The organism is Pseudomonas profundi, from assembly GCF_008638305.1.
GTDB classification, from domain to species: Bacteria; Pseudomonadota; Gammaproteobacteria; order Pseudomonadales; family Pseudomonadaceae; genus Halopseudomonas; species Halopseudomonas profundi.
In genome coordinates this window covers 1-19906 of sequence record NZ_VTPZ01000013.1, presented here as the reverse complement: position 1 = coordinate 19906, position 19906 = coordinate 1, and the positions used below count along the sequence as shown (strand labels likewise).

Sequence of the window (19906 nt, the reverse complement as noted above, 5' to 3'; positions counted from 1 at the left end):
CCGGAACTTTGGCACCTGCGATTGCCTCCTATTCAGACAGCTCGTTGCGCACTAACAAAGGGGGGAGAGCAAACATGCAAAGTGTCAAAGTGGTGATCGATTTTCTCAAATCGCATCAACTGAAACTGGCTACCGCCGAGTCGTGCACGGCGGGCTTGATGGCAACCAAGTTGGCCGACATTCCGGGTTGCGGTGCGGTATTTGAAAGGGGATATGTAGTGTATGCGCCCGAAGCCAAAAACGATTGCCTGGGGGTCAGTTTCGAGACTATCAACGAGCACGGCCTGACCAGCGAACCCGTAGCCAGAGAAATGGCGCTTGGCGCGCTGCGCAATAGCAAATCCAATATGGCGATATCCGACACCGGTGCGGCAGAGGCGGAGGATGATGACCTGGATGGCACGGTGTGTTTTGCCTGGGCACTGATGCTGGACGGTCGCGAGCATGTCATCAGCGAGACAAAGCAGTTCGACGGCAGCCGTAATCAGGTGCGAGAGCTTGCCGCGCAGTACGGGCTGCTGAAGATTCCGGAGTACTACCGTCAGATGCTTGCGGGTTGAGGCGCAAGCGAATGCGTTCCGGCTGATCGGTATGCCCGCGATTTGGCGGCCGGTTGGTGGGTTCGCCAACCGCAGCCTGGAACCCGTAGCAGGATCCGCCCGCTGCAGCGGCGTGGCCGTTTAGGGTACACTGCGTGCCCTTTTTCCCGTCGATGAACCCCATGGCCCTGCAAGCGACACCCTACAAAGTTCACCTTGGTCTGTCCGACGTTGACCGTGGCATCTACGAGTCGGTACGCATAACCATCGCGCGTCATCCGTCCGAAACCGAACAGCGCATGACCGCACGCATTCTTGCCTATGGACTGTGGTATCAGGAGCGACTCGCCTTTGGTCGCGGGCTGTCGGACGTCGATGAGCCGGCGTTGTGGCATAAAAGCCTTGATGACCGCGTCGAGCACTGGATCGAGGTCGGCCAGCCGGATGCCGATCGGCTCACCTGGTGCTCGCGGCGGTCCGAGAAACTCTCCTTGCTGGCCTACGGCAATATCCGCGTCTGGGCGAGCAAGACCCTGCCCGCCGTCGCTGGGTTGAAGAACCTGAATATTGCCGTGTTACCCCAGGAGCCGCTTGATGTCCTGGCAATTGATCTGCCACGCAGTATCGACTGGGGGCTGATGATCAGTGATGGCGTGCTCTACGTGAGCGATGCCCGCATGCAACACGAATTGCCGCTCGAATGGCTACAGGGCGAGCGTTGATGCGCATCGAATCCCGCCCCGTTCCCGCTCATCTGCCCGAACTGGGTGATCTGCCTCCGTTGTTGCAGCGCTTGTACGCTGCGCGCGGCGTTGTGTCCGTTGCTGAGCTGGACCGTAGTCTGAAATCATTGCTTCCGTTTGGTTTGTTCAAGGGTATGCGCGAAGCGGTGGCAGTCCTGCGCCGCGCGCTAGAACTGCAACAGCCGATCCTGGTGGTGGGGGATTTCGACTGTGACGGCGCGACCGCCAGCAGTGTTGCGGTGCTGGCGCTGCGCGCCCTTGGGGCCGGTCACGTGGATTACCTGGTGCCCAACCGGTTTGAATACGGCTATGGCCTGACGCCGGAAATTGTCGAAGTGGCGCTGGCACATAAACCCCAGGTGCTGGTGACCGTGGATAACGGCATATCCAGCATCGATGGGGTGGCTGCCGCCAAGGCGGCGGGGTTGTCGGTAGTGGTCACCGATCACCATTTACCGGCCGAGCAACTGCCAGCCGCCGATGCCATCGTCAACCCCAGTCAGCCCGGATGCGATTTCCCCAGCAAGGCGATTGCCGGGGTTGGGGTCATCTTCTATGTCATGCTAGCGCTGCGTGCCGAGCTGCGCGAAAGCGGCTGGTTCAATGCCATGCGCCCCGAGCCGAATCTCGCGGAGCTGCTCGATCTGGTGGCCCTTGGCACCGTGGCTGACGTGGTGCCGCTGGATGCCAATAACCGGATTCTGGTGCACCAGGGGCTGGCGCGCATTCGCAGCGGCCGGTGTCGCGCGGGCATTCGCGCGCTGCTGGAAGTGGCCGGGCGGCCGGCGCAGCGGCTGGTGTCCACCGATCTGGGCTTCATCGTCGGGCCGCGCCTGAATGCAGCGGGGCGCCTGGACGACATGAGCATGGGGATCGAATGCCTGATCACTGACAACGAAGATCTGGCGAGGGATATCGCCCGCGAGCTGGACGGGCTGAACAAGGATCGCAAGGCCATCGAGCGGGACATGCAGCAGCAGGCCCTAGCTAGCCTGGAAGCCGTGAGCGTCACTGAACAGGAGCTCCCGTTTGGATTGTGTTTGTTTGACCCCGACTGGCACCAGGGCGTCATCGGCATTCTTGCTTCGCGATTGAAGGATCGCTACCACCGCCCGGTCATTGCCTTCGCCGATGCCGGAGACGGCATGCTCAAGGGCTCGGCCCGCTCGGTTGCGGGCCTGCATATTCGTGATGCGCTGGATGCGGTGGCGGCGGCGAATCCCGGTCTGATCAGCAAGTTTGGTGGGCATGCCATGGCAGCGGGATTGTCCCTGCCTGAAGCGCTGTTCGAGCAGTTCCGCATTGCCTTCGACGCAGAAGTGCGCCGTCAACTGGTGGCCGATGACTTGACCGGGCGCGTGCTGTCCGACGGTGAGCTCTGCGCCGAGGAATTCACGCTTCCGCTGGCAGCACAGCTGCGCGAGGCGGGCCCCTGGGGCCAACATTTTCCCGAGCCGGGCTTCCATGGCGAGTTCCAGATCATTCAGCAGCGTCTCGTAGGCGAGCGTCACCTGAAAATGGTGGTACAGCTACCCGGCTGCACCAACTTGCTCGACGCGATTGCCTTCAATATCGATCCTGCCATCTGGCCAAATCCGGCCATCCAGCGAGTTGTGCTGGCCTATACGCTGGATATCAACGAGTTTCGCGGGCAGCAGAGCCTGCAGCTGCTGGTCAAACACGTTCAGCCGGCCTGATTGGTCGCTTTCCCGCAGCGGGCGTCCAGATCTTGACCTGCGCCAATGCCCGGCCCGATGTCGGCGGCTACACTGCCATCTGTTGCCGTCGTCATTCGTTGCCGGGAAATCATTATGGATCAGAAGCAGTCACCCTCCAGTTGGCACACGCAATCTGTAGCAGAGGTCCGACAGCAGCTCGACAGCCACGATAGGGGTCTGACTGCTGCCGAGGCGGCTGAGCGGCTTGCTCAATACGGGCCCAACGAGCTTGGCGCCGCGAATGCCCGGCCATGGTGGCGGCGGTTGCTTGCCCAGTTCCAGAACGTTCTGATCTATGTGCTCCTGGTGGCGGCGCTGGTTACTGCGCTGCTTGGCCATTGGCTGGATACATCGGTCATCCTGGCAGTGGTATTGCTGCAGGCTGTGGTCGGTATCGTGCAGGAGGGCAAGGCCGAGCAGGCGCTGGCCGCTATCCGCCATATGCTCGCGCCCAAGGCCACGGTGATGCGCAACGGCGAGCGCCAACGGATCGAGGCCAGCGAGCTGGTGCCAGGGGATGTGCTGTTGCTGGAGGCGGGCGACCGCGTCCCGGCGGACGTGCGCCTGGAACAATTGCACGGCCTCAAGATCGACGAAGCGTTGTTGACCGGCGAGTCGGTGCCCGTGGACAAGCTGACCGACACACAGCCCGGCGACGCGCCATTGGCAGAGCGTTTCAATATGGCGTATTCGGGCACGCTGGTGAATGTCGGCACGGCGCGTGGCGTTGTCGTCGCAACGGGCGAACAGACCGAGATTGGTCGGATATCGGGTTTGCTCAGCGGTGTGGTTACACTGCAAACCCCGTTGCTAGAACAGATGAATCGCTTCGCCAAATACCTTTCACTGGTCATTGTGGTGATTGGCGCATTGGTATTTCTGGCGGGCTGGATGTTCAGCGAACGCCCGCTCAATGAGTTGTTCATGGCGGTCGTTGCACTGACTGTATCGGCGATACCCGAAGGCTTGCCAGCCATCCTGACAATCACTATGGCCATAGGGGTGCGGCGCATGGCGTCTCGCCAGGCCGTGGTGCGGCGCATGCCGGTCATCGAAACCCTTGGTGCGGTATCAGTGATCTGTTCTGACAAGACCGGTACCCTGACCCGCAATGAAATGATGGTCGCCGCGCTGTTGCTGGACAGGAACATTTATCCGGTCAGTGGCGAAGGCTATGCGGTTGAAGGCCGGATCGGCGATGAGCAGACCGGCGAGCCGGCGCCGTTGTTGCTCGGTCATATGGCTCAGGCAGCCTTGCTTTGCAATGACGCCGAGCTGCAGCGCCAGGGCGAGACCGTGAAAGTCATCGGTGATCCGATGGAGGGTGCCCTGTCGGTGCTGGCCACAAAGGCCGGGCTGGATGCAACCTCCTACACGGCGGAATGGCCGCGCCGCGATGAAATCCCCTTCGACGCTGACAAGCGCTACATGGCGACCTTGAATCATGATCACCACGGCCAGGCTGTGGCATTACTCAAAGGCGCTCCGGAGCGCGTCATGGCGTTGTGTAACAGCGCGCTGGATGCACAGGGGGCGCCCGTGGCGCTGGACTTTGCCGATTGGCAAAAACACATCGACGAGCTGGCGGGGCAGGGATTGCGGGTATTGGCTTTGGCGCGCAAGCCTGTAGGGGCGGAGCAGCACGAACTCGATGGCGATGCGCTGGGCGACGATTTCCAGTTGATCGGGGTCGTCGGGCTGCTCGACCCGCCGCGGCAGGAGGCCATGGAGGCGATAGCCGAATGTCACCGGGCTGGTATCCGGGTCAAGATGATCACCGGTGATCACGCCATGACGGCGCGGGCAATTGCTGCCCGTCTCGGTCTGCGTCACACCGAGCGGGTCGCCACCGGGCATGAGCTGGACAGCCTGGATGACACCCAGCTAATGCAGCTGGCGCAGGATGTCGACGTGTTTGCCAGGACCAGTCCGGAGCACAAGCTGCGATTGGTGCAGGCACTGCAATCCGTGCATGGCGTGGTAGCCATGACTGGCGATGGCGTAAACGATGCGCCAGCGCTCAAGCGCGCGGATGTTGGCATCTCGATGGGCGTCAAGGGGTCGGAAGCAGCCCGTGAAGCCTCGGATATCGTGCTGCTGGATGATAATTTCGCCAGCCTTGCCGCTGCGGTCCGTGAAGGCCGCACGGTGTATACCAATCTCAAGAAAGCCATCAGCTTTCTGCTGCCGATCAACGGCGGCGAAGCAGCCAGTCTGATCGTTGCCCTATTGATCGGGCTCACCCTGCCGATAACCGCCTTACAGATCCTGTGGGTCAATCTGGTCAGCTCCGTGGTGCTGGCGATGGGACTGGCCTTCGAGCCGGCCGAACCCAGCGTGATGGAGAAGCCGCCGAGGCGTACCGGCGAATCGCTACTGAACAGCTTTCTGGTATGGCGCATTGTGCTGGTGTCGCTGTTGTTCCTGGCGGGTATTTTCGCCAGCTTCCAGTGGGCGGTTCAGACCGGCTACAGCACAGAAATTGCCCGCACCTTGGCAGTTAATACGCTGGTAGCGATGGAAGTGTTCTATCTGTTTGCGGTGCGCTATCTGGATAGCCCGTCGATTACCCTGCGCGGGATGCTGGGCACGCCGGCGGTGTGGATTGTGGTGCTACTGGTGACGGCCCTGCAGATGCTCTTTACCTATGCGGGATTCATGCACACGCTGTTCGAGTCAGCGGTTTTGAGTCTCCCGCTATTGCTGATCCCGGTTGCCGCGGGTGTGGCAGTGTTGGCGGTGCTCGAGCTAGAGAAACGCATGCGGAATGATGATCGGACGGTTTTCAAATAGATTTCATGATGAGACAAATGTGTGTAATGCTTCACAAATCCGAGCGAAACGGTAACCCGTAAGCAGTTGCATGATGGTGTTCGATACCAGGGAGAGCCAGGTCTTGCCTGACTTGAAGAAACGTCTGAAGGGAATGCAGAACCATCTTGGCCTGAATGTGGACAACATCCGCACGCGGCTACGTCTGCTGCTAGTGGATGATCAGAGCATCAGAGAGCTGGCTGACTATCTTCCCGAACTGGAAGCTCTGCATGTCCAATGCATAGATGCGTTGCATGAGCATCTGCTGCAGTTCCCGCATGCCGCTGGATTGCTCAATCGTCCGGGTATGCTGGTGCGCCTCAAGGAGCAGCAGCGACACTACTACCAGCAAATGCTGCGTGGCCCCTACGACATGCAATACGTGCGGCTGCGCCTGCTGGTCGGTATCACTCATGAGAGCGTCGGGCTGGGACAAAATGTGTCGCTGGCCAGCTATCATTTCTACCTGGATTTCATGCATGCACAGCTTCGCGAGCGCTGGCCCGGGCAGCCGGAGCTGGTGCACCGGCTGTTCAGCTGTCTGCTCAAGGTGGTGTTTTTCGACATGACCCTGGCGGTTGATACCTATTCTGCCGCCAGCCAGCTTGCGCTGCAGGAAAGTCAGACCCGCTACGCCCGTGCCATGCACGGAACCAACGACGGTATCTGGGAATGGCGCGTCGCGGATGATCGGCTTGAAGTATCCGAGCGCTGGCTGGCCGTGCTTGGACTTGATGCCACTAACGCGCCGGTAAGGTTGGACGAGTGGCTGGATATGCTGCCGCAAAGCCAGCGCAGCGGATTCAAGGCGTCGGTGATGGCGCATCTGGAGGGCTATCGATCCGAATTGAAGATCGAGTGCCAGTTGCGTCACGCCAGGGGGGAGTATCGCTGGGTACTGGTGCGTGGCGAGGTGACCGAAGACGTGCATGGCGACCGTCTGTTGTCGGGCTCCCTCACAGATATTCACATTCGCAAGACAGCCGAGCAGGAGCTGGCGCACGCCACCCTGCACGATCCGCTGACAAAACTACCCAATCGCGAACGCATGAACCAGCTGCTGCTGCAGGCCCTGCAGCGACAGGCCAAGCCTGGCGCGCGGCATGCGGCGGTACTGTTCATCGACCTGGATCGCTTCAAACTGATCAATGACAGTCTCGGGCATCAGGTTGGTGATCAGGTGTTGATCCAGGTCGCCGCACGTATCGAGCGTTGCTTGCGGCCCGGCGACCACCTGTGCCGTTTCGGCGGGGACGAGTTTGTTGTGCTGCTTAACGATATGGCCGAGCCGGCTGATGCAGAAAAGGTCGCCAAGCGCATCATGCAGGGATTGTTGTCGCCGCTTTTGATCGGCGAGCAACGCCTCACCGTGACCGCCAGCATCGGCCTGGCCCCGCTCAAGGGGCACGATCAGGAGCAGGATGCGTTGCGCGAAGCTGACCTTGCGCTATACCGGGCCAAAACCTTCGGCAAATCGCAGCTGGCGCTCTACAGCGAAAACCTGCAGCACGAGGTTCACCACCGCCTGGCGCTGGAGAGTGCGCTCAGCGAGGCGCTGAATCGCAAGCAATTCGAACTGTACTACCAGCCCATCGTCAAGGTAGAGGGCGACAGCTCCAGCGTCATCGGCGTTGAGGCGTTGCTGCGCTGGTGGCGTGACGGCAAGATGATTCCGCCGGATGAATTCATTCCTGCTCTTGAAGATTCCGGCCAGATTGTCGAAGTAGGCGCATGGGTGCTGCGCCAGGCCTGTGCGCAGGTGCGCGAGTGGCACGAAAACGGTCACCCGGCGTTGCGCTGTTCAGTCAATCTGTCCAGCCGCCAGCTGCGGGAGGAGAATTTCGCGGGAACTGTCGCGGCGGTCTTGGAAGAAACCGGCTTTCCCGCCAGCAGCCTGGTGCTGGAAATAACCGAAAGCCTACTCATGCAGGACGGCCCCGATACCCTCGCTACGCTGCGTGAACTGGAAAGTCTGGGCATTCGGATTGCCCTCGATGATTTCGGTACGGGCTTTTCCTCGCTCGGCTATCTGCATCGCTATCCGCTGCATATCATCAAGGTCGACAAAAGCTTCATCTCCCGCGCGCCGGATGACGAACGGCTGCGGGCCATCAGCCGCGCCATTATCGGGCTGGGTCGCGGCCTGAGCATGGACGTGATCGCCGAAGGCATCGAGACCATCGAGCAGATGGACTTTCTCAGCACTGAAGGTTGTCACTACATACAAGGCTACTGGTTCAGCCGCCCGTTATCGGCCAGCATGATCAAGCCGGTGCTGAATACCTTGGCGGGGTTGGATGTTGATGTGCTTGCGGAAGGCATCGTTGGCGAGCGAGGTCTTCCCCGAACCTGAAAGGTTTCGTCGCACGAGGGCAACGAAACCTTTGCGACCTTACCGCAACACGCTCGGGCTTCCCTGGCCCTGTACCGCTTTCAGTTCTTCCTCTTCCAGCCACTGAGCAGGCTCAACGCCGCTGACTTCGGCCGCTGCGGCGACTACATGGGCCCAGCTGGAGCGGTTGGTGAACAGCATGCCGGCTTCATCCAGTGTACCGCCGCGGTTGATATAGCCAAGCACGCGGCTGTGTTGCGGGTCGGGCAGCAGCTTGTGCAGGTGGCCACGGAAGATCTCAGGGCGCATGTGGGTGAGCATGATCCGACGGGTTATCTCACCGGGGAATATTCCTTGAATCAGCTCCTCGCTCGCGGCGTATTCTGCTTCGAGCTCGTCGCGGGGGATAGTGAAGCGGCCGGGTTCCTGCAGATACACCAGACGCCAGCTGACGTTATGTGCAGACAAGCGCTCCGCTGCGCGCTGCATGGCGCCCATCTGGTACGCACCGCAGGCCACCAGTAGCACGGGATCGCCATTGCCCTTGTGCTCCTCGAACACCAGCGCGCCTTGTTCCGCCAGTTGCACTGCCTGTTCAGGCGTGAAGCGTGAGGGCTGGTCGCGCTTGGCGATAACCATGCAGCTCAGCCGGCCGCGCTCGGTGTAGATGCTCGGCAATACGGCCATGGTGCTGTTGTAGTCTGCCGTCAGCACGACGCGCATGACGTCGTGCATCTCGCCCAGCAGCGCCTCGCAGAAAGTTGTGTCCTGGTGGGATTGTTCGTTCTTGCCGTTCTCCCAGGTGTGGGAGGTAGCAATAACCGGAAAGCCCAGCCAGGCAGCCGGGCGGCCAACCTCCTTGCGATGCCGTGCGAAGATAATATCCTGGCGCACAGCGCCGAGCATCTTCACGCAGAAGGCCTCATAACTGGCGACCAGGTTCAGGCCTGCCTTGTTGCCAAGGCAGGCCGACACCACGGCTTCTTCGTTCAAGGCGGTAATGATCCGGCCGTCGATTGCTTCCAGGTCGCTTTCCGGCTCACTTACGCGGTGCTTGAGGGTGCGCAGCACACCGCCGAGCTTGTTGCTGGCCAACTCGTCCGGATTGCCGACGCGGGCGCGCAGACCCGGGTTGGCCTCGGTCATTTTCACGAAAAATCTGTCCACGGCCAGCATCGGCGAGGCCGGTTCGCTTATCCATTCAGGCTCGGGCAGCACCGGCGTCTCCGGATGACGCTTGGCCAGATCATGGTCACGCTCCAGCGGCCGACCCTGCTCGGAATGTTGGGTCAGAAGATCTCTGGACTGCTCCAGTTGCTCAGGGCTGACCCAGAGTTTGCCGGCGTGCTGGTTGAACAGATTCCGTGCGGTTTCGTCATGCCGTGGATTGCCTGGCAATGGCAGGTTATGGGCGGCGTTTTCCCCGGCACCGTAGAAGCCGAACCCTTTGGTGGTTTCGGCGATGGCGTAGGGAATCGGTAGGGGATAGCTCAGCAGGCCCCGCTGACACTCCTCTACACGACGATCAAGCCGTTGCTCCATTTCATACAGCGTGCAGACGAAAGCCGCTGGATCGCGGCCGTCAAAGCGTATCGGGTCGAAGCCGCACGCGGTCAGATGCTCGACGAAGCCATCCAGGCCCTTCACCGTTCCCAGCTCGGTGCGCTGCTCTATGCGCCGGCCATTGGCGATCATCACCGGCATCGCGACGCCGCAATCCTCGGCGCGCCACCAACGCGGTATCCAGTCGCTACCACGCTGCTCTTCGGCCGCACCATCGGACAGGAACGCAACCAGCTTCTCGCCCGGCAGCGGCATATGAGCATAGAGCAACTCGGCGAAACCAAGATAGCCGCCTTCTATGATGCCGCCAGCGGTGTAAGGGTTGACGTGACTTCCCAGGGGGGCGGCAGGTCGCCCGTCGGGTTGCTGGGCGTATCCGTAGAAATCTTTCAGCAGCCGGTCGAGGCCGCCGTCTTCGCCGTAGCGTTCGGCTTGTTCGGGGTGAAGATTGCCGGTGAGGATATTCAGCGCGTCGATTGCCGCGACGCAGTGCCCCTGGCCCATCAACCAGCTACGGGTGCTGCCGGTGAGGTTGTTCAAAGCCAGATAGGCAGCATAGCCGGGCACCATGTTCAGCGCGCCGCCCGTGTGGCCCTCCGGATTGCGTTTGAAGTCCTCTGCATTCAACGGCGTGCCGTCCGGGCGGCAGCGTTTGGCGTAGGTCATATGCACCACCAGCCACAGCCCGGCACTGGTCAGTCGATCAAGTGCGGTGAGCATTCGATAGACAGTGTCCACATCGGGCTGCATGCCGCTTTGCTGAAGCTGGTGGGCCAGCCTGTATACTGCCGCCTGCGTGGCCGGGCTGTGGTCTATGACGCCATAGCCTGCGCGCCATTCGGCGAATGTGGCATGCTCTTCAGCGTGTTGATCGAGAATGCTCTGGTCGGGTAATAACTGGCTCACAAAAGACTCCTGACGGGTAATGGTGGCTAGCGGATACATCCAGTCTAGCGTGATTTCGGAGATTGCCTTCCTGACCTGTATCAAGCCCTGGCAGGTTCGCTGTCATGGCGGAACAGCGTCTCCGTGAGGTAGGGGAGTGCACGGGTTTGCGCGTACGAACCGGACCCTCATGTCTGTGCGGTGCCGCTGAGAACGCTGCACGGCGCTGCGAAATTCCGCTACAATGACGCCCTTTTTCCTGACGGGATCTGTCACCATGGAAATCAACCCGATTCTCAATACCATCAAAGATCTGCGTAGTCGCTCCGAGACTATCAGGGGGTATCTTTGACTACGATCACAAGCGTGATCGCCTGACTGAAGTAGAGCGCGAACTGGAAGACCCCAGCGTCTGGAATGATCCGGAACGTGCTCAGGGTCTGGGCAAGGAACGTGCGCAGCTGGCGCAAATTGTCGAGACGCTGGACGGGATGCATGCCGGTCTGGCTGACGCCTCCGAGTTGCTCGAAATGGCCGCCGAAGAAGACGACGAGTCAGCCGTGGCGGATGTCGTCACCGAGCTGGAGCGCCTGCAGGTGAGTCTGGAAAAACTCGAGTTCCGTCGCATGTTCAGTGGCGAGATGGACCCGAACAACTGTTACCTGGACATCCAGGCTGGCTCCGGCGGTACCGAGGCCCAGGACTGGGCGAACATGTTGCTGCGGATGTATTTGCGCTGGGCCGATCAGCGCGGCTTCGAGACCGAGATTGTCGAGCTGTCCGCTGGCGAGGTGGCGGGCATCAAGAGCGCGACCGTGCATATCAAGGGTGAATACGCCTTCGGCTGGCTGCGTACCGAAATCGGCGTGCACCGCCTGGTCCGTAAAAGCCCTTATGATTCGGGCAACCGTCGGCATACGTCATTTTCGGCAGTATTCGTGTCACCCGAAATTGATGATGACATCGAGATCGACATCAACCCCTCTGATCTGCGCGTGGACACCTATCGCTCATCCGGGGCGGGTGGCCAGCACGTTAACACCACCGATTCTGCGATCCGGATTACCCACGTCCCGACGAACACTGTGGTCAGCTGCCAGAACCAGCGCTCGCAGCACGCCAACCGTGATACCGCGATGAAGATGCTACGCGCCAAGCTCTATGAGCTGGAGATGCAGAAGCGCAACGCGGCCGCTCAGGCGCTGGAAGATACCAAGTCGGACATCGGTTGGGGACATCAGATACGCTCCTACGTACTCGACCAGTCACGAATCAAGGATCTGCGTACCGGCATCGAAAACAGCAACTGCAACGCAGTGCTCGATGGCGACCTGGACGAGTTTATCGAGGCAAGCCTCAAACAGGGGCTTTGACCCCTCGCGGGCGCAATGCGTAGCGCCATGGTCCCATCTGGGTTCGCCACCCGTTGCCAGGCCGGTATAAGCCGGTGAGCGGGCAGCGGGACTCGGTACTATCAATACAGTTTTTTCAGGATTAGCGAAAAATGACCGATCAGCCGCAAGACCAGCAAGCTCAGCACGAAGAAGAGAACACTTTGATTGCCCTGCGCAAGGAGAAGCTGGCAGCTGAGCGGGCCAAGGGTAACGCCTTTCCCAATCGCTTCCGTCGTGACAGCTATGCCGGCGCGCTGCAGAAACAGTACGCCGAGAAGAGCAAGCAGGAGCTCGAAGAAGAGGCTTTTCCGGTCAGGGTTGCCGGACGCATCATGCTCAACCGTGGCGCTTTCATGGTGATCCAGGACATGAGCGGCCGCATTCAGGTGTATGTCGATCGCAAGGGCCTACCCGCCGAGACGCTTGAGGCGATCAAGAGCTGGGACATGGGCGACATCATTGCTGCCGAGGGCACGCTGGCGCGGTCTGGCAAGGGCGATCTGTATGTCCATATGCGCGATGTGCAGTTGCTGACCAAGTCGCTGCGGCCGTTGCCTGACAAGTTCCATGGCCTGACCGATACCGAGCAACGCTATCGTCAGCGTTATGTCGACCTGATCGTCAATGAGGAAACGCGCCACACCTTCCAGGTGCGCTCGAAGGTGATTTCGCATATCCGCCAGTTCCTGGCCGAGCGTAACTTCCTTGAAGTTGAAACGCCCATGCTGCAGACGATCCCCGGCGGTGCCGCGGCCAAGCCCTTCGAAACCCATCACAATGCGCTGGATCTCCCGATGTTCCTGCGCATAGCGCCGGAGCTGTATCTGAAGCGTCTGGTTGTGGGCGGCTTCGAGCGGGTGTTCGAGATCAACCGTAACTTCCGTAATGAAGGCGTTTCGACCCGGCACAATCCCGAATTCACCATGCTCGAGTTCTACCAGGCCTATGCTGATTACGAAGATAATATGGACCTGACCGAGGAGCTGTTTCGCGAGCTGGCGTTGGCGGTCTTGGGAAGCACAGACGTGCCCTATCAGGGCAAGGTATTTCACTTTGGCGAACCCTTTGCGCGGCTGTCAGTATTCGACGCGATCCTCAAGTACAACCCCGAAATCACCGCTGCCGATCTGCAAGATGTCGACACCGCCCGCGCTATCGCGACCAAAGCCGGCGCCAAGATTCTCGGTTTTGAGGGCTTGGGCAAGCTGCAGGTGATGATCTTCGAAGAGTTGGTTGAGCACAGACTGGAACAGCCAACCTTTATTACCCGTTATCCGTTCGAAGTGTCACCGCTGGCGCGGCGCAGCGATGATGATCCGAGTGTGACGGACCGTTTCGAGTTGTTCATCGGTGGCCGCGAAATCGCCAATGCCTACTCGGAGCTTAACGATGCCGAAGATCAGGCCGAGCGCTTCCACGCCCAGGTGGCCGACAAGGATGCGGGTGATGATGAGGCCATGCACTATGACGCGGACTTCGTCCGTGCGCTGGAATACGGCATGCCGCCGACTGCAGGCGAGGGCATCGGTATTGATCGTCTAGTGATGCTGCTGACCGATGCGCCTTCGATCCGCGACGTGATTCTGTTTCCGCATATGCGGCCTGAGCACTGAGTTTCGGTTTGACACATAAACCCCGATCCGAACTGGTTTGGGGTGGTGTGCGCGGAGGTGGACCATGGCGGACACGCTGCGAGCCATCCCTGGGACTCGATGATGGCCATCCATGGCCATCGACGGTCCGCCATGGTCCACCTCCGCGTACGCTATGAATGCCGCTGTAGGCTGAGATTCTTGGCGAGCTCGGAGCCTTTCTGCGGTGCCGGTTCGTTGAACTGATGGACCGTCGATAGCCATGGATGGCTATCGCCGAGCCTACAGGGACGTACTTGCGGCGTGTCCAGCAGTTCAACGATCCGGCAGAGCGTTGCACCTATCCCTGATGCCTCGTAATGTCTTGGCACTAAGAGCAGGAATAAACAGCATGGCAATCAAGCAAAGCGAGCAATACCAGCTGGTCATACGCAGCCTCTCAGACAGGCTGGTCGAGGCGCAGGCGCCGATTCGCATACTCGATGCCATCAAGTGGGACGACAGCCTGCGTGACGAATTCTTCCGCAAGGGCTGCAATACCATTCCTGACGTGGGTCCGGACTACTACGCCGGGCGCCCGCTGAACTTCGATCCTGCCGAGCGCTTGCAGGTGTTTCAGGATATCGAGCGCGATATCACCCGCCAGCTCGGCACCTTCAACCCAGTCGGGCAGATCATGCGCCGCATGTGTCGCGAATACCGCATGGTTATCCGCATGCTGGAAGGGCGGGGCACACCGGAGCTTGGACGTATTTCTCAGGAACTCTATGGGTCCGCTTCGGATGCCTTTCATGCGGGCGATCCGACGCTGACCGATTTGAGTATCACGCTCAGCGAATCACTGGCCAATATTGGCTCGGACCTTGGTCGGGAACCCAAGCACATCGCAGCACCCGAGGCGGTGGCAATCCTGCAGGAGAAGATGAATCAGGCGTTTCCGGACGATCAGGCGGTGCGGGTGTTCGAATCCGACGGTATCGTCGCCGATGCTGCGGCAGGTGCCGACTACATCAAGATCCGCAGTGACGCCATGTTCAATCAGCGTGACCTGAAAATTCTTGCCGTGCACGAAGGCATGGTGCATGTGGCGACCAGTCTGAACGGTCAGCATCAGCCTATCTGCACCTTCCTGGCCAAGGGGCCACCGTCATCCACGGTGACCCAGGAGGGCCTGGCGATCCTTATGGAAGTGATTACCTTTGCTTCCTATCCTGCCCGACTGCGCAAACTGACCAACCGTACCCGGGCGATCCAGCTGGCTGAAACCGGTGCGGATTTCATGGACGTGTTCAGGTTCTACCAAGAGGAAGGCTATTCGAAACAGGACAGCTACACCAATGCCAGCCGGGTGTTCCGCGGGTCAAGCAGTTCTGGTCTGCCTTTTACCAAGGACCTGGCGTACCTGAAGGGTTTCATCCTGACTTACAACTATATCCAGCTGGCCGTACGCAAGGGCAAGTTGCAGCAGATTCCGTTGTTGTTCTGCGGCAAGACTACGCTCGAGGATATGCGCACGCTGGGGCAGCTGGTGGAGGAGGGGCTGGTGGTACCGCCGCGCTACCTGCCAGAACCTTTTGCTGACTTGAATGCACTCAGCGCCTGGATGTGTTTTTCGGGCTTTCTGACCAACCTGAGCCTGGATCGCATCGAGGCCGACTATGCCAATATTCTTTGATGGAGCCTTTGATGTCTGACGATCACGAAATCAACAAGTTACCCATGATTCTCACCGCCATAGGGACAGTGCTGGCCACTGTCGCGATCCTGCACTTTTACGGGTATCTCAATTTCGTACGGGAGGAGGAGGGCTTGCTGGTCGCCGAGTTCAGCCTGATCACGGTGGGCAGCGAAGAGGCCGGACAAGTGCGCAGCAAACCGGCAAGTCAGGTCGCGGAATGCGTTGATGGGGTTCTGGTGCTTCACGACAGCCGCCATAACGGCCTGTCCGGCTTGCTTGTGGATAATCGTCAGCGCGTGGTGCGCTGCGACGCGCAGAGTGTGCCGGTGCTCTGATCGCGATGGTCAATCAATCAAACATCCAGCTGGAGCCGGGTTGGCGGCGGGCGCTGGCCGGGGAGTTCGAAAAGCCCTACATGCGTGAGCTGAAGGCATTTCTGCTTGAGCAGAAAGCGTCAGGCAAGACGATTTATCCCCCCGGTCCGCTGATATTCAACGCCTTGAACAGTACGCCGCTTGAGCACGTCAAGGTGGTGATTCTCGGTCAGGATAAGTGGACGTTGTAACGTTACCTGCTTACGGGTACCATCACCGTTGTAAACAGAAGGTACCTGATGAATCCATCGATTTTTACGACAATCAGAGTCAATAGACTTGCTGACGAAGAACCTACGGTGTTGGCAAGTCTATCTGGAGCTTAAAGAGTGGCTAACTGCGTGCGCCTCTTCTTTACGACCGAAGATTTCAAGATCGAGGGGCTGTCATATCCTGGTATCCCGTTCTTGCTCGATGACAGATTAAAGCTCGTTGATCCTGCAAACGCTTTCCTTATTCATGTTGCTGTCCACCGTGGTGGCTCAGAGAGCCCGAAGACGTGGAGCACCTATGGCTGGCATCTCTACGATTACTTTTCCTTTCTGGAGGCTAACGAACTCAACTGGAATGAGAACCTAGAGGTCGGCTCGCCAACAGTTGTTGCGATATATCGCAACTGGGCAGCTAAGCGCAACGTGGCCAAGACTGTAAACCAACGACTTGGAACTATTATCCGCTTCTATCGCTTTGCGCATGCCAGAGGCTGGATCTCAACCCTCCCTTGGGATGGGGAGGCGAAAGTGGTTCATGGTCGCAGCGGTGGGTTTCTAGCTCACGTTTCATCTGGAGGGCGCCACGCAAACACGCCTGACGTAACGCTTCGAGACAGGCCTAGCGTTATTGAGCTGCTGACACGCGCACAAATCCGCGACCTTTTAACATTTCTGAAGCCCAACCCTACGCATCTTTTGATGGTCAAGCTCGCTCTAGCCACAGGGCTCCGGAGAGAGGAGATCCTGTCATTCCCAAGGTCGTACATCTTCAACCCGGATACCCGGCTCGACGATCGAGTCTCTATTAAGGTCACTCTTAACCCTACCGATATGGAGATAAAGGGGAATCGGCCGAGGTCGATCTTCATGACGCGCTCATTGATGCGAGAGCTATGGGATTACGCGGTAGTAGTACGCTCGCAGTACCAAGCACGATGCCAGCGTTCGGGAAGAGAAGCGGATCCGAGTATTTTCATCGCCGACAAGGGGGGCAGCTATTCGCCGACGATGCTCAACAAAGTGTTGAGCCGTGCTAGCGAGAAGCTCGGTTTCTACGTGCATCCACACATGCTTCGCCATTCATTCGCAACGCACGAACTGCACGCCATGCGTGAGTCGACAGGGCGTACAGATATGGCGCTGTTGTGGGTTAAGGAGCGACTAGGTCACTCCAGCATCAAGACGACCGAAGTTTATTTACACCTTCTGGCCGAGCTGGAGCACGAATACCTCGCAGCTTATCAGTATGACCTTGACCAGCTAACTCAGGATGAAAGTTTTGTTTGAGCAAAAACTAAATAATTGGCGGAATACCACCTGCGTTCGCTGCTCTAACCTTTTCGCCTGCCGAACACAAATCGTCGTTGCCTCTGCGTGCCCTTCCGGCGGTCTTCTCGCCGTTGGTGAGGCGCCAGGGGCCGATGAAGATATCAAAGGAGAAGGGTTCGTAGGAGCGGCAGGTAAGACGCTGAATCGGCTTCTGGCAGATCATGGGATTGAAAGAGAGGCGTACGGGCGTGCCAACATCTGCCGGTGCCGCCCACCTGAGAATCGGAAGCCAACAGCGAAGGAAATAACGGCTTGTTTACCGTTTCTGGCCGATCTTATCGAGTCTTGTCGCCCGCGCGTGATCCTTGCTGTTGGCGGAACCCCAACCTCGATATTTTGTGGGCCAGGTAGTTTGTACTCGAAAATCCTAGAGAGAGAACGAAATAATGACTGGCGAGCTTTCGTTGGTGCCAAACAAGCTCATAAGGAGATTAAGGATGCGCTAGGCAACGTCCTTTATGTCATTCCAATGCCTCATACCAGTCCGCTCGCATTCAATCGGAATGCTCCCTCTGGCGAGAAGTGGTCGAAAATTGCCGAACGACAGGTTGCGCTTGCCGTTTCGCTTCTGGATTGAAGAATATGGCGAAACGGAAGAGTTATCTGCTTGATGAGCGCGATGAGAGCAATATCACATCTATAGTTAATCGCGTCAGGTCGCCGGATATTATTCGTTTGGAGGGATCTGTCCACGCCATCAAGCGAAATCTGGATGTTGGGCGGCTCTACGGCCTCGGTTGCGATGAGGTCGTCGAGCAGCTACATCAGGCGCTCTGGGAACTTTATGGATCAGGTACCCGATCTATCAGCTCGATTGAAACTTACTTCGTTAAGGGACTTGAACCCTTTGTGGCATACCTAGCTGAGCGGGCAAAAATTCTCGGAAGAGATATAACCCTCAGTGATATCAGTCTGCCTCTGATGGAAGAGTACGTCCACTTCCTGGGTGTAACGATAGGGAAAACAGGGAAGACGCTTAGCTTTGCAACGCAGAGGGTGCGATTCTCCAGCATCCGAACGCTTTTGGTATACCTGTCAAAGAAAGGCGTTCTACCAGCGCGTCATAGGCTCATTCCTGCAAGCCCTTATCCAAACGTAGCCAGGCGAACGAAGGGTGAGAGAGCGCTCTCCGAGTCAGAAAGACGCGCTCTGCAAGTGGCACTGCTTCAGGAGCTGGGGGATATTCATGCAGGCAAGTCAGAGCTTCGGATCGGAGAGCAACTCACAGTTCATCTACTTTTGATTGCGGCGGCCACAGGTCGCAACACTGTGTCTCTGCTAGAGCTAAATCGTGATGCTTTGCGATCCCATCCTCTTAGAGAGGATAGATGGTTGCTTATAACGCATAAGCGGCGCGGTCGGCATACGCATACTCAGAGTTTTGCTACTGGCGATGAAGGGGGTACAACAGTTAAAGCCGGCGTGGTTCGTCTCTTTCAGAGCGCGCTTGCGATAAGTGCCGAGGCGGCGGAGAAGGCTCCGTCTGCGCGCCAAGAACGCCTCTGGCTGTACGAGCACAAGGGACAGCTTACGAGCTTAAATCAGCAGGCGTTGAGTCGGTATGGGGGCATCGTCGCAGCCAAGCACAACCTTCGTCGAGATGATGGTTCGCCGCTGCGAATCACTGTGGGCGCTCTACGAAAGACCTTTGTGAACCGCCTTTGGAAGCTGTCCGGCGGCGACCCATTTGTTACGGCTCGATTAGCCGGGCACACCATTGAGGTTAGCAACTCGCATTATCTCGCGGTGACGCCAGAGATGGAGCGGAACCATAAGTTTTGCGGTATTGCACTGGTTGAATCGCTTCGAGGGGACGGCAACGTAAGAGAGGAGCGGTCTACGCCAAGCTCCATTGTTCCCACAGGTGTTGCACATTGTTCTGATCCGATGAATGGGCGCTTTGCTCCAAAAGACGACTCCCCGTGCACTGACTTCCTGAGTTGTTTCCGCTGCCCCAATCAGGTGGTTACTCAGGATGACCTGTATCGTTTGTTCAGCTTCTACTGGTTGTTAATCAAGGAACGCGCATTCTTGGGGGCAACGAGGTGGACAAAACTTTATGGATGGGTCATTCGAGACATTGACGACGTGATCAGCGAGAAGTTTCCGCTGGCTGCCGTTTCTAAAGCGAGAGAGCGCGCAAAAAATACGCCACATCCGATGTGGAAGGATCGCGCCATGCTGGGAGTAAGCGATGTCTAAGCGATTAGTGGCAAGTTCATTGCCGAACTTTGTGGGCATCTTCGAGAGTGGTTCTAGGCCCCCCTCAGACCTACCTATATCAGTTCTTAGCATTCCCGGCAATGAACCGATTGTACTTTCGCGGTATGGAGACGATGTTTGGGATTTCTCTCCTTACATCAAGGTTGTAAATAGGAGTAGGGGCGCAAGTCAGATCTACTGGAACAAAAGAAACCTCTGCAAGCCTTTGATTGAGTCCTGTAAAGCAGCCACCTTAGCCTACTGGAAATTTGGGGCCTATAAATCGAAGAAGCGACCGGAGGCTGGAACATTTATTCCGTTCGCCAGAAACCTGTTGAATTTTTCCCAGTGGCTTCAAGATCGTGGGATTTCGACGTTTAATCAAATTGATCAGGATACGACCGCTGCTTACGCAGCTTGGATTCGGCATCCAGATCGCGATATAAAGACGTCGAGCAAAGAGTTACTTTTGGCTGTACTTGAAACACTGCATGAATCACACCGGGTTTCGTGGAGGCCTCAACTCTTGAG

Annotated in this window: 14 protein-coding genes and 1 pseudogene; 14 read left to right on the top strand and 1 reads right to left on the bottom strand. The window is 58.3% G+C overall.

The genetic code is table 11. The features are described from left to right. Window positions 1–74: 74 nt before the first annotated feature. The 5 genes from FZE95_RS15690 to FZE95_RS15670 all read left to right on the top strand — a co-directional run bounded on the left by FZE95_RS15690 (window position 75) and on the right by FZE95_RS15670 (window position 8167). On the top strand, window positions 75–560 hold the full coding sequence (locus FZE95_RS15690) for a CinA family protein (RefSeq protein WP_150301821.1): 486 nt from the start codon (window positions 75–77) through the stop codon (window positions 558–560). Window positions 561–721: 161 nt separating this feature from the next. Further along, window positions 722–1261, top strand: a complete 540-nt coding sequence (locus tag FZE95_RS15685; RefSeq protein ID WP_150301820.1) for a YaeQ family protein — start codon at window positions 722–724, stop codon at window positions 1259–1261. Beyond that, window positions 1261–2979, top strand: coding sequence for a single-stranded-DNA-specific exonuclease RecJ (gene recJ, locus FZE95_RS15680; RefSeq protein ID WP_150301819.1), 1719 nt, complete (start codon window positions 1261–1263; stop codon window positions 2977–2979). The genes FZE95_RS15685 and recJ overlap by 1 nt, the downstream gene beginning before the upstream one ends. Before the next feature lie 114 nt (window positions 2980–3093). Continuing rightward, window positions 3094–5793: a cation-translocating P-type ATPase gene (locus FZE95_RS15675; RefSeq protein WP_150301818.1), complete on the top strand. Its 2700-nt coding sequence runs from the start codon at window positions 3094–3096 to the stop codon at window positions 5791–5793. 103 nt (window positions 5794–5896) lie between these two features. Continuing rightward, window positions 5897–8167, top strand: a complete 2271-nt coding sequence (locus tag FZE95_RS15670) for a putative bifunctional diguanylate cyclase/phosphodiesterase (RefSeq protein WP_190324587.1) — start codon at window positions 5897–5899, stop codon at window positions 8165–8167. Between the two features lie 39 nt (window positions 8168–8206). Here FZE95_RS15670 and FZE95_RS15665 read toward each other — a convergent pair whose 3' ends face one another. Next, on the bottom strand, window positions 8207–10615 hold the full coding sequence (locus FZE95_RS15665; protein ID WP_150301816.1) for a phosphoketolase family protein: 2409 nt from the start codon (window positions 10613–10615) through the stop codon (window positions 8207–8209). A gap of 256 nt (window positions 10616–10871) precedes the next feature. On the opposite strand from FZE95_RS15665, the gene prfB reads away from it, so the two are divergent. From prfB to FZE95_RS19810, 9 genes and pseudogenes are all read left to right on the top strand, one after another. Then, a protein-coding gene (gene prfB, locus FZE95_RS15660; RefSeq protein WP_150301815.1) for a peptide chain release factor 2 occupies window positions 10872–11967 on the top strand; the annotation gives its coding sequence in 2 pieces (ribosomal slippage) (window positions 10872–10943 and window positions 10945–11967; 1095 coding nt in all). A gap of 131 nt (window positions 11968–12098) precedes the next feature. Next, on the top strand, window positions 12099–13601 hold the full coding sequence (gene lysS, locus FZE95_RS15655) for a lysine--tRNA ligase (protein ID WP_150301814.1): 1503 nt from the start codon (window positions 12099–12101) through the stop codon (window positions 13599–13601). A 370-nt stretch (window positions 13602–13971) separates the two neighbouring features. Further along, the gene (locus tag FZE95_RS15650; RefSeq protein ID WP_150301813.1) at window positions 13972–15255 is read left to right on the top strand and encodes a flavohemoglobin expression-modulating QEGLA motif protein; all 1284 of its coding nucleotides are present in this window, start codon (window positions 13972–13974) and stop codon (window positions 15253–15255) included. A gap of 11 nt (window positions 15256–15266) precedes the next feature. Continuing rightward, entirely contained in the window at window positions 15267–15593 is a 327-nt protein-coding gene (locus FZE95_RS15645) for a hypothetical protein (protein WP_150301812.1), read from the top strand. A gap of 5 nt (window positions 15594–15598) precedes the next feature. Further along, window positions 15599–15814: pseudogene (locus tag FZE95_RS15640) on the top strand (uracil-DNA glycosylase); the annotation flags it as partial. A 147-nt stretch (window positions 15815–15961) separates the two neighbouring features. Continuing rightward, window positions 15962–17131 carry a tyrosine-type recombinase/integrase gene (locus tag FZE95_RS15635; RefSeq protein WP_150301811.1) on the top strand — a complete coding sequence of 390 codons (1170 nt, stop codon included), beginning with the start codon at window positions 15962–15964 and terminating at the stop codon, window positions 17129–17131. Beyond that, window positions 17124–17750 carry a uracil-DNA glycosylase gene (locus FZE95_RS15630; protein WP_223825093.1) on the top strand — a complete coding sequence of 209 codons (627 nt, stop codon included), beginning with the start codon at window positions 17124–17126 and terminating at the stop codon, window positions 17748–17750. Before FZE95_RS15635 ends, FZE95_RS15630 begins: the two co-directional genes overlap by 8 nt. A 5-nt stretch (window positions 17751–17755) precedes the next feature. Continuing rightward, on the top strand, window positions 17756–19375 hold the full coding sequence (locus tag FZE95_RS15625) for an integrase (protein WP_150301809.1): 1620 nt from the start codon (window positions 17756–17758) through the stop codon (window positions 19373–19375). Then, window positions 19368–19906 (top strand): hypothetical protein (locus FZE95_RS19810; protein WP_223825092.1); only part of this gene is annotated, 539 nt, incomplete at its 3' end. The genes FZE95_RS15625 and FZE95_RS19810, both read left to right, overlap by 8 nt.